The sequence below is a fragment of the Streptomyces sp. NPDC005648 genome, assembly GCF_040605395.1.
In the GTDB taxonomy this organism is placed as follows: Bacteria; Actinomycetota; Actinomycetes; order Streptomycetales; family Streptomycetaceae; genus Streptomyces.
In genome coordinates, this window is the sequence record NZ_JBEXCS010000162.1 from 1 (window position 1) to 10,560 (window position 10,560).

At 68.4% G+C, this 10,560-nt stretch carries 9 protein-coding genes and 2 pseudogenes; 6 read left to right on the top strand and 5 right to left on the bottom strand.

The features are described 5' to 3' along the window. The first annotated feature begins 293 nt into the window (after positions 1-293). The 5 genes from ABZT17_RS43885 (at position 294) to ABZT17_RS43905 (ending at position 6,556) form a co-directional block, all read left to right on the top strand. Entirely contained in the window at positions 294-2,756 is a 2,463-nt protein-coding gene (locus ABZT17_RS43885) for a SpoIIE family protein phosphatase (protein WP_356357786.1), read from the top strand. Between the two features lie 182 nt (positions 2,757-2,938). Then, positions 2,939-3,424, top strand: coding sequence for a hypothetical protein (locus ABZT17_RS43890; RefSeq protein ID WP_356357787.1), 486 nt, complete (start codon positions 2,939-2,941; stop codon positions 3,422-3,424). 664 nt (positions 3,425-4,088) lie between these two features. Further along, positions 4,089-4,484, top strand: a complete 396-nt coding sequence (locus tag ABZT17_RS43895) for a MerR family transcriptional regulator (RefSeq protein WP_356357788.1) — start codon at positions 4,089-4,091, stop codon at positions 4,482-4,484. Positions 4,485-4,590: 106 nt separating this feature from the next. Then, the gene (locus ABZT17_RS43900) at positions 4,591-5,514 is read left to right on the top strand and encodes an NADP-dependent oxidoreductase (protein WP_356357789.1); all 924 of its coding nucleotides are present in this window, start codon (positions 4,591-4,593) and stop codon (positions 5,512-5,514) included. A gap of 451 nt (positions 5,515-5,965) precedes the next feature. Beyond that, positions 5,966-6,556 (top strand): TetR family transcriptional regulator, encoded by a 591-nt coding sequence (locus ABZT17_RS43905; protein ID WP_356357790.1) that lies wholly within the window; start codon positions 5,966-5,968, stop codon positions 6,554-6,556. Positions 6,557-6,718: 162 nt separating this feature from the next. On the opposite strand, the gene ABZT17_RS43910 is transcribed toward ABZT17_RS43905, so the two are convergent. After that, positions 6,719-6,901 carry a hypothetical protein gene (locus tag ABZT17_RS43910; protein WP_356357791.1) on the bottom strand — a complete coding sequence of 61 codons (183 nt, stop codon included), beginning with the start codon at positions 6,899-6,901 and terminating at the stop codon, positions 6,719-6,721. A gap of 83 nt (positions 6,902-6,984) precedes the next feature. Here ABZT17_RS43910 and ABZT17_RS43915 point away from each other — a divergent pair, with 83 nt between their 5' ends. Next, positions 6,985-7,536, top strand: a complete 552-nt coding sequence (locus ABZT17_RS43915; RefSeq protein ID WP_356357792.1) for a hypothetical protein — start codon at positions 6,985-6,987, stop codon at positions 7,534-7,536. Here the strand turns inward: ABZT17_RS43915 and ABZT17_RS43920 are convergent. The 4 genes and pseudogenes from ABZT17_RS43920 to ABZT17_RS43935 form a co-directional block, all read right to left on the bottom strand. Continuing rightward, positions 7,484-8,278 (bottom strand): IS5 family transposase, encoded by a 795-nt coding sequence (locus ABZT17_RS43920; RefSeq protein WP_356357793.1) that lies wholly within the window; start codon positions 8,276-8,278, stop codon positions 7,484-7,486. The two genes, ABZT17_RS43915 and ABZT17_RS43920, sit on opposite strands and share 53 nt — an antisense overlap. Before the next feature lie 273 nt (positions 8,279-8,551). Continuing rightward, positions 8,552-9,157, bottom strand: a complete 606-nt coding sequence (locus ABZT17_RS43925) for a VOC family protein (protein WP_356357794.1) — start codon at positions 9,155-9,157, stop codon at positions 8,552-8,554. After that, positions 9,140-9,691 (bottom strand): annotated as a pseudogene (locus tag ABZT17_RS43930) (class II aldolase/adducin family protein); the annotation flags it as partial. The pseudogene ABZT17_RS43930 and the gene ABZT17_RS43925, both read right to left, overlap by 18 nt. Continuing rightward, positions 9,688-10,506: pseudogene (locus tag ABZT17_RS43935) on the bottom strand (aldehyde dehydrogenase family protein); the annotation flags it as partial. The pseudogenes ABZT17_RS43930 and ABZT17_RS43935, both read right to left, overlap by 4 nt. Between the last annotated feature and the right edge of the window lie 54 nt (positions 10,507-10,560).

Consider the following 10,560-nt stretch of genomic DNA (forward strand, 5'->3'; position numbering starts at 1 on the left):
ACCCAGCGGGCGACCGCTGGAATCCCCCGCCGATAGGCGGGGGAGGAAGTCAACCGAGTACCGGACGTCCCCGCCCCGGGCGGGCGAGGGGTTTTCACCCGAACACGACCCGCCGATCCGGGTCGCCCGTATGAACACCTGTCGAGCGTTGTCCGGCCGCGGCCTCCGCGACCGGCTTGCGCGGCCCGGACGGACCGGTCGGAACGCCGTGCGGCGGGAGTGCCTCTAGGCTGGAAAACGGCCGCTGGAGACGAGCCCTCGCGGGCACCACGGTCCGGACGGAGGTGTGGCGCGTGGACATCGCCGACCAACAGGACACTCCCACGGCCGTGGTCATGGTCGACCCGGACGGCCAGGTGAGCGGCTGGAGCGAAGGAGCGCTTCACCTGCTGGGCTGGACGGCCGAGGACACCGTCGGACGGCCCGTGACGGACCTGCTGACCGGCCCTCCGCCAGCCGGTCTTCTCGACAGCCCCGGCACCGGCGCCACCCCCTCGGGTCCCATCACCCTGCGTCACCGGGACGGCTCGGAGGTGGACGCCTTGGTGACGGTCCAGCCGCTGCTCGGCGCTCGCGGGAAGACGCAGGGCCGCGTGATGACCGTCCAGCGGTGGGACCGGCGGCCGGTCATCGCCGACCAGGCCTTCGAGCAGTGTCCCTTCGCACTGGGCGTCTACGACCCCGGACTGCGGTTCCTGTGGATCAACGCCTCCTCGGGCCGGGTCATCGCGCACTCCGAGGAACAGGTGGTCGGCAAGAAGTACCGCGAGGTGCTTCCCGAATTCGACCGTTCGCTGTTTCCCGAACGGGACGACAAGCCCTACACCGACAAGCTCGCCGAGGTGGCCAGGACGGGCCGGCCCGCACGCCTGATCACCGTCTTCCGCCCACTGGGCAGCAACTACGCCAATGCCTGGGCCACCAGCATCTGGCCCGTCCGGGATGCCGAGGGCAAGGTCCGCGCGGTCGCCAACTGGGGATTCGACATGAGCGCCGAGTACTGGGCCCGGCAGCGGTTGCTCATGCTCAACGAAGCCGGCCGGGACATCGGCCGGACGCTCGACGTGGTGGGAACGGCCCAGGAGCTGGCGAGGAGCTCCGTGCCCCGCTTCACGGACCTCCTGACCGTAGACCTGTTCGACGAGGTGCTGCGCGGAGAGGAACCGCCCTCGGCATCGCTGATGACCAGCGGGGAGACCATCACGCTCAGTCGCGCCGCGCGGCACAGCGCCGGGGACGCCGACGATGGGCACATCGGATCTCCGACACCCGTCACCCTCGCCGTCGACTCCGTCGCCGCCCGCTGCATGGCCACCGGCACCTCCCAGGTCGAGCTCGCCGGCGAGCCCGGTGCGGGCGGCGAGTGGGCCTTCGGGCCCGGTCTCGCCGCCGACCCGGCCCACTGGCCACCGGGCAATCCGCTGATCGACGCCGCCCTCGCCGAGGACGGCCTGACCGGCCGGATCACGGTGCCGCTGCGCGCACGCGGGGCGCTGCTCGGAGTGGTGGCGTTCTCTCGCACCGACCGGCCGGAGGCGTTCACCGCGGACGACCTGATCCTGGCCGAAGAGCTGACGGCCAAGGCAGCCGTCGCCATCGACAACGCCCGCCGCTACTCACGCGAGCGCACCACCGCGCTGACACTGCAACGCAGCCTGCTGCCCCAGGGGTTGCCCAACCAGGAGGCGATCGAGGTCGCATCGCGGTACCTGCCCGCGGGCACCGGCGCGGAAGTCGGCGGTGACTGGTTCGACGTCATCCCCCTGTCCGGAGCCAGGGTCGCGCTGATCGTCGGCGATGTCGTCGGCCACGGCCTGCACGCCTCGGCCAGCATGGGCAGGCTCCGCACAGCGGTCCGTACCCTGGCCGATGTCGACCTGCCGCCCGACGAGCTGCTGACCCACCTCGACGACCTGGTCCTCCACATGGCCAGCGACCTCCAGCCGACCAGCCACTTCCAGACCACCGGAGAGACGGGCGCCACCTGTCTGTACACCGTCTACGATCCGGTCACCCGCCGGCTGACGCTGGCCAGCGCTGGACATCCGCTTCCGCTGGTCCTCGCCCCAGACGGAACCAGGACCACCGTCTCCGCGCAACCGGGACCACCCCTGGGCATCGGCGGGCTGCCGTTCGAGGCGACCGAGATCGAACTGCCCGAGGGCAGCCTGCTCGCCCTCTACACCGACGGGCTGGTCGAAAGCCGCGTACGCGACGTCGACCAGGGGATCGAAGAGCTGCTGCGGGTCCTGGACCCCACGGCGAGCTCTCTCGACGCCCTGTGCGACACGGTGCTGCACACCATCCTTCCCGACCACCGCACCGACGACGCCGCCGTGCTGCTCGCCCGCACCCGCGCCCTGGATCCCCAGCACGTGGCCGACTGGGACGTCGAGCCGGACTTCGCACAGGTGCCGCGTGTCAGAAAGGTCGCCATCGACCAGGTGGAGGCCTGGGGCCTGGAGGAGACGGCCTTCATCACCGAACTGGTCGTGAGCGAGCTGGTCACCAACGCCATCAGATACGGCGAGCCCCCGATCAGGCTCCGACTGATCCGGGACACCGCCCTGATCTGCGAGGTCTCGGACTGCAGCAACACCGCCCCGCATCTGCGCCGGGCGCGCGCCTTCGACGAGGGCGGCCGTGGCCTGCTGCTCGTCGCCCAGCTCACCCAGGGATGGGGTACCCGGCACACCCCCCACGGCAAGACCATCTGGTGCGCGCAGTCCCTCTCCCCGCCCGGATCGGGCCGATGACACGGACAAGCCCTTCGCGTCATCCCACGACAGCCCGGTCACCCCGGCCATTCCGTCCGACGCGCCGCCGTCACACACCGTTTCGCCTGCTCGCAGACCTGACTACCCCCGCGGTGGGCATGTGCACACCGGAAGCGACCATCACGCGCCGGGTTGTCGAACAAAGAGCGGATGATGAACGGATGACTCCGGCTGAAGCGGCAGCGAGAACTCTTCAGGACCAGGCCTCCCTGTGGAGCGTCAGGGAAGTCTGTGCCGTCGACGTCGTCACGGCTGCCTGTGACGCGCTCGTCGCCGGACTGGACAGCCCGGGCTTGCGCATCCTCGCCGCCTGCACACGCGGCGAGGCGGACTACGACGTCCCGGATCTCCTGCCCCCGGCACTCGACGAGCTCGGTCTCAGCCTCTACTCGAGGGACAGCGTCGCAGGGCGGGAGGCGGCGGCACGGGCACTCGCCCGGCGTATGCTCGCCGGCGAGCTGACACCTCGGGAGCTGGTCTTCCGGATCCACCAGCGCTTCGGACACACGTTGGCCTCGGTCGAACGGCTCGCCCAGTTGGACGACGAGTACGACTTCCTCGAACGCGAGGACCAGACACTGGACGAGATCGACGCGGAAGTCCACGCCGAAGCTCGCCGACTCATAGATCGTCCAGCCGAGTCATAGATCATCCGACCGAGGGCCCATCTGACACGGCAGAGTTCGGTTGCCGGACGTCGACGTAGTCGCCGGTCGCGGGTCAACGCCCGCCCGATCAGCCAACGCAGGGTCATCCACCAGCCGTCCCGGTGCGTGAAGAGCGGTCCGAACAGGCCCTGGCCTTGAACGACAACCGGGATTCCGGAACAGGCCGTTGGCGATCTGCGTGAACTGATCGGCCGCCATCACACGAGCCCCGAACAGCGCCGGACGCGAGTGCCTGCTGCCGGCTCGCGGCTGGCAGGTGGCCGGGGCATGGTGGGGCCGACCACGACGGCGACCATGAGCTTCGTGTGCCCATCGTGACCATGGTCTGGGGCTTGTGGTCGGTGGTCGGGTCGGGGTCGCCGGTTCTCTCAAGTTCAGCAACATCCCTTCTGACCTGGGAGTTTGACCATGCCCCCTGGCAAGCAGCCCGCTCAGACAGGGGCTGTCGCTGTGACGGCGCCCGACGCCCGGCTGGAGACGATGCGCCGCTGCATATGCCTGAGTGGACCGTCTGTCGGCGTACTGAGAAAAGTGCTCAGACGTGGGACCGGGAGGACGACCTTGCGGCCGTGGGGGGTGTCTGCGAGCGTCCATGACTCGACGGCGGTCTGGACTTGGAGCACGCGGGCGTAGGCTCTCAGGGATGCGGATAGGCGAGTTGTCCAAGCGCACGGGCGTGAGTCCGCGCTCACTGCGGTACTACGAAGAGCAGGGCCTGCTGACCAGCGCACGCTCCGACGCGGGGCAGCGTCACTATTCCGATGCTGCGGTCCAGCGTGTGTCGCTCATCCGGCAGTTGTTCGACGCGGGTATGTCCAGCCGGGTGATCGCGACTGTGCTGCCGTGCGTGGACGTCCCGGGTGACCTGGGCGTCGCGGAGGAGACGTTCACGGCGATGATGCGCGAGCGCGACCGGATCGACGCCGACATCGCGCACCTGATCGAGACCCGGGATGCACTCGACGTGCTGATCAGGGTCAACAGCCGGCACCGGGCGGAGCTGTCCACGGCCCCGGAACCGGCGGCACAGTCGGCCTGATGCTGTGATCTGCGTCTCAGTCGGTTGCCCCTTACATCAATGTCAGAGGTGAGGATGGCGACAACGCCCGGAATCACCGGGGCGGCTATACGAGAGGCGGCGGACGATGGGGCAGGCGTGGGGTTTCGGCAGGTACGGCGGGCCTGAGGTGCAGGAGTTCTTCGATCGTCCCGATCCCGTTCCCGGTCGCGGCGAAGTGCTGATCCGGGTCGAGATCGCCGGCGTCAATCCCCTCGACCACGTTCTGCGCTCGGGTCTGGTCGACGGGTTCGACGGCGGGCGTCCGTTTCCCCGTGTGCTGGGCATGGAGGCAGCCGGAACGGTTCTCGCGCTGGGCGAGGACGTCGAGGGGCTCGAGGTGGGTGACGCGGTCTTCGGCTTCGCACTCACCGGTGGCGGCACCTACGCCGAGACGACGGTGCTGTCCGCGCCGAACACCGCGCGCATTCCGGAGGGTCTGTCCGCGACCGTGGCGGCAACGCTGCCAGTGGCCGGGACGACCGCGGTGGACGCGCTCGACCAGCTTGCCCTCCCGGCCGGTGCCACAGTCCTGGTCAACGGGGTCGGGGGCGGGGTCGGCCTCGCCGTCGCCCGGCTGGCTGTCGGACGCGAGCTGCATGTGATCGGCACCGGGAGCACCGCCAAACGCGAGCACGCCGAGGCCATCGGGGTGCGGTTCATCGATTACACGGCCGGGGACGTCGCCTCCGCGGCACGCGAACTGGTTCCGGACGGCTTCGACGGGATCGTCGACCTGGTCGGAGGCGCCTCGCTGCGGGCGGTCGCTCCGCTGGCCCGGGATCCCCGTAACGTCATCGCCGTGGGTGATATGTCCGTGCCCGATCTCGGTGGGCGTTTCGTCGAGCGTCGCGTCGACCGCGAGAACCTGGAGCGGTCGGCCCGGCTGGCTCTCGACGGACTCCTTGCACCCGTGATCACCGCGGTGCACCCGCTCTCCGACGCCCCGGCCGCCCTCGCCACCGTCGAGAACGGTCACAGCTCGGGCAAGGTTGTCATCAAGGTGGCATAAGGAGTGCCCGGCCGCCCGACGCTGTCGACGGTCCATTGCGGACTGACGGGAACCCGTGATCAGCGCATCATCAACTGAGCACGTTCACCTGTACGAGGTTGAGCACGACGTTCAGGCATACGCCGACACCGTCATCGCGGCCGGCCCCATCGCCCTCGCCGTCATCGTCGCCGACGCCGCCGGGCCGACCACGGCCGACCCCTCGACCGCGACGGCCTCCTTGCGAGAGGTGCCGTTCGGGCGCGGCCGGTCATGGCTGTCCTGCGCCTCATGGACGACGAGCCTCGTTCCACTGGCCGTCCGAACGCCCGCCGACTCCGCGCCATCGGATGACCGAGACGTGACAGGCCGACGCGACAGGCCGCATTGAAGTTGGTCGATCGTCCAAGACGCCGGTTAGGATACGAGTGAGCATGTCACTCTTGAGGGAGCGGTGGACCGGATGTCTCGTATGGCGGCGAAGGACCGGCGGGAAGAACTCATCGCTGCGGCGGTCCGTGTCATGGTCCGCGAAGGAGTCGCCAAGACGACGACACGCGCCGTCGTCAACGAGGCGAAGATGCCCTTGGGTGTTTTTCACTACTGCTTCAATTCCCGCGAGGAGCTCCTTCAGGAAGTCATCACCCGCATCACGGACAGCGGCGTCGCCAAGGCGCGGAGCGTGTTCGAGGCAGAAGGTGACCTCGGCGCGCGTGTCGCCAAGAGTCTGTACGCCTTCTGGGAGGAGGTCGAGCTCAATCCGGGAGAGCAGCAGGTGGGGTTTGAACTCACCCACTACGCGCTGCGCCAGGACGGTTTCGAGGACCTGGCTCGTCGGCAGTATGAGCATTACCTGGAAGTGCACGAGCAACTCCTCGCGGAAGCTGCCGAAAGCGCGGGGATCCGCTGGACCGTGCCCATTCCCGTCCTGGCCCGTTACCTCAATTCGGTGCTGGAAGGCGTCACGCTGTGCTGGCTGGCCGACCGCAACAGCGAGCACACCCGCGAAGTGCTCCGCCTGACCGGCGAGCACCTTATGAGCCTCGCCGGCAAGGACGACTGATGGTTTGATCATCCGCCTCGTCCGGAACGAGCACGGACTCCCCCGGGCGCGTGCCACCCGCGCCAATGACGGCACGGTCAAGGCGGCGGGTGGGGTCGGCGGCTCCCGCCCGACCCCACCCGCGCTGGACTCCTTGTGCAGCTATGCGATCAGCGTGTCGCCTCAGTCGAACAAGTCGGGCTGTTCCGCGGTGATCTGGTCCCACAGCGGGCGGAACTGGAACCAGCCCGGCAGGGCGCCGGTGATCTGCCCCCGCACCATCCGTGCCGTCTCGGGGTCGATGAGCCTCGGCTCGCCGGCGGCCATGGCCAGCAGCTGGGCCTGGCATGAGAAGCCGTCTCTCAACCGAACGTGATCATTTGATTTTTGCTGGTCAGGCATGGTTTCGCTCGGGGTGAGGGAGGGATGCGGCGTCTTGTGTCCGCTTGATGGCCGAGGGGTGCGCGGTGGCGTCGGTGCTGGGAATGCTGGAGGAGCGGGAGGCGGCTGCCCGGGTGCGGGTGGAGAGTCTGCGGGAGGAAGTCACACGGCTGGCTGAGGTGTTGGAGGCCGCGGAGATCGAGCTGGACCGGCGGGTGATCGCGCGGGAGGAGCTGGTTGAGGCGTTGGCCGCCTCCGCTGCCGGGACGACTGCCGTGACCGAGGCCGAGGCGGAGCAGGAAACGGCGTCCTCACCGGTGCCGGTGCCTGGCTCGACGGTGCCGCCGTGGCGGGACGGGCTGCCGGTGATGGTGCTGGCACCGGACTATCAGCAGATTCTGGGTGTGGTGGAGGAGCGGTCCTCAGCAGGCAGGAGACCGCTGAAGGCCAAGGAGATCGCGGTGGGGCTGGGCTTGGACACGACGCCGGCGAAGGTCGAGGGGGTGCGCTCGAAGGCCAGGCGCCTGGCGGAGCGCGGGTGGCTCCTGCTGGAGGTGTCGGGGGCATTCAGTGCGGGCCGGCGGTCCGTGACCGTGCCAGACGGCGGCCCATCCGTGTGACCATCGACCACCAGATCATCGCCTCGCTGTTCTCCGGCCGTGTCTCGTAGTCCCGGGCCAGGCGGCGGGAGTTCATCAGCCACGCGAACGTGCGTTCTGCCACCCAGCGTCTGGGGAGCACGACGAACCCTGTCATGTCGTCGGTGCGCTTGACGATCTCCAAGGTCAGCACGAGTTTCTGACGGCACCAGGCGACGAGGCCGCCGGTGTAGCCGCCGTCGGCCCAGACGAGGGTGATGTCGCGATGCAAGCGGCGCAGCCGGGTCAGCAGGCCCGCGGCGGCGTCCCGGTCGCCGACGTTCGCGGCGGTGACCGCGACGACCAGGAGCAGACCGAGCGTGTCGGTCACGATGTGCCGCTTGCGGCCCGGCACCTTCTTCCCGCCGTCATAGCCGCGTAAGGCGGTCGGCACCGTCGCTGCGGCCCGCACCGACTGCGCGTCGATGATCCCCGCCGTGGGCTCGGCCTCACGGTCCTCGCACTCACGGACCTTCCCGCGCAGCCGGTCATGGAACTCAGCGATCAGCCCGTGCTCGCGCCAACGGCGAAAGAAGGCGTAAACCCGGCCCCACTCGGGGAAGTCCGCAGGCATCGCACGCCACGAGATCCCACCCGCGACCCGGTAACGGATCGCATCCAGCATCTGCCGGTGACAGTAGCCTTCTGGCCGCCCGCCCCGCCCCTGAAGCCAGACCGGCACCGGCAGCAACGGCCGCACGGCCGCCCACTCCGCGTCCGTCATGTCCGACGGATACCGGCGCACCCGATCGGGATGGTCGGCCGCGTTGCCGTACAAATGCGCGAGGCAATCACACGATGGAGCAGCCGAGTTGAACTGGACGGACTCGGACGCGTACAACAACGACACCAGGGCCTCCCGGCATTGCTCGGTTCGATTCGCATCCCCGAGCTACCGAAAGGCCCTGCCTTCATGCGCGCACCACCGGAAGATCACCCCGGCGGGAAACCCGTTCGACCCGCACGTCCCAAGATCTGCATAGCTAACGCTGCGTCGTTACGGCCAAACGGTGGCCCGTGCTTGGAAGACTTCGAGATCGCTCTCCACGGGTAGTACGCAGATCAGCTGCCCACCAGGTACTCGTAGCACGTGGCACTCCTGCCATCGTGAAATCTGCTCCGCACCCAGGGCGATCAAGCGCGTGGTCTCCGCCTCGACGTCGTCAGTCTCAATGTCCAGGTGCATACGAGGTGCGTCGTCGACCGCTTGAACGGCAGTGATTAGTCCCGGCAGAGCCTGATGGAGGGTGGTGAACTGTGGTGCTGGTGGAAACGGTTGAGCATCGACGCCGAGAGCCGCTGACCAGAAGTTTGCTGCCTGGGCAGCCTCAGCTTCGGGCGTGTCGATTATAACGGCGTATACACGACTTCTGTGCACGTACAGTGACCTTCCGTCAGACGTTGCGGAATCATCGTATAGACGCGCGCGGAGCTGACGACACCAGGGCCTCCCGGCATCGCTCGGTTCGATTCGCATCCCCGAGCTACCGAGAGGCCCTGCCTTCATGCGCGCACCACCGGAAGATCGCCCCAGCGGGAAGCCCGTTCGACCCGCACGTCCCAAAATCGGTTGAGAGACGGCTTCTGAGCGTTCCATTGTCATGAAGTACCAGGCCGCCTCGGCCACGGAGGCCCCGACCGTGAGCAGTCCGTGGTTTTGCAGGATGACCGCCTTGGCGTCGCCCAGGGCCACACCGATCTTCCGGCCTTTCTCCGTGTCGTTGACGACCCCGCGGTAGTCCGAGTAGATGCCGTGCTCCTCGAAGAAGGTGCAGGCGTCCTGGGTGATCGGGTCCAGCGGGACGCCGAGGCTGGAGAAGGCCTTGCCGTGCACGGAGTGGGTGTGCGCGGCCGCGATGACGTCGGGCCTGGCCCGGTGTACTTCGGAGTGGATGCAGAAGGCGGCGTTGTTGACCGGCCGCCTGCCTTCCAGGAGTTGGCCGTCGTGGTCGACGAGGATGAGGTCGGAGACGCGTATCTGGCTGAACGACATGCCGAAGGGATTGACCCAGAAGGCCGACGGGTTCTCCGGGTCACGCGCCGTGATGTGGCCGGCCACGCCTTCGGAGAATCCGAACCGGGCGAACAGACGGAAGGCGGCGGCGAGTTCCTGCTTGCGGACCTGACGCTCGGTCACTTGTTCCGGCGGCGCAGGCGGCTGCCGTACATGACATCCACCAGGCGCAGGATGGACCGGTAGGCCGAGGAGTCGAACGGGAGCATGTGAAGGTCGCGGCGCATCGGGAACCGGTTCACGCTGACCGCCTGGAGGCGGGTGTACTTGCGGATTCCTTCGGCGCCGTGCCGTACGCCGAGGCCCGATTCCTTCCAGCCGCCCATGGGCAGGCCGAGGGCCATGTAGTTGGTCTGGGCGTCGTTGACGGTGACGCAGCCGACCTCGAGCTGCTCCGCGAGGTGCCGGGCGCGCCTCATATTGGAGCTGATGATGGTGGCCTGGAGGCCGTAGGCGCTGTCGTTGACGAGCCGGACGGCCTCTTCCGCGCTTGCGACCTTCATGACGGGCAGCGTGGGGCCGAAGGTCTCCTCCCGCATGCATTTCATGGTGTGGTCGACATCCACCAGCAGGGTGGGTTCGAAGAACCGGCCGGGGCCCGGTGCGGCGTGGCCTCCCGCAAGTACACGTGCCCCTCGGCTCACGGCGTCCTCGACATGGCCCGCGATGATCGACATCTGGGGCGGGAAGGTCATGGCGCCCACGTCGGTGCTGCCCAGCCCCCTCGGCCTGCCTGAGGTGACTTCCTTGAACCGCTCGTGCAGCCTGGCGACGAACGCGTCGTAGAGGGGCGCTTCCACGTAGACGCGCTCGACCGATGTGCACATCTGGCCCCCGTTGCACAGGGCACCGTGCAGGGTGACGTTCACGGCTCGTTCCAGGGAGGCGTCGGCCAGCACGACCAGGGCGTCCTTGCCGCCGAGTTCGAGCGAGCACGGGTTGACTTCCTCCCCCTCCTAATGGCGGGGGATTCCAGCGGTCGCCCGCTGGGG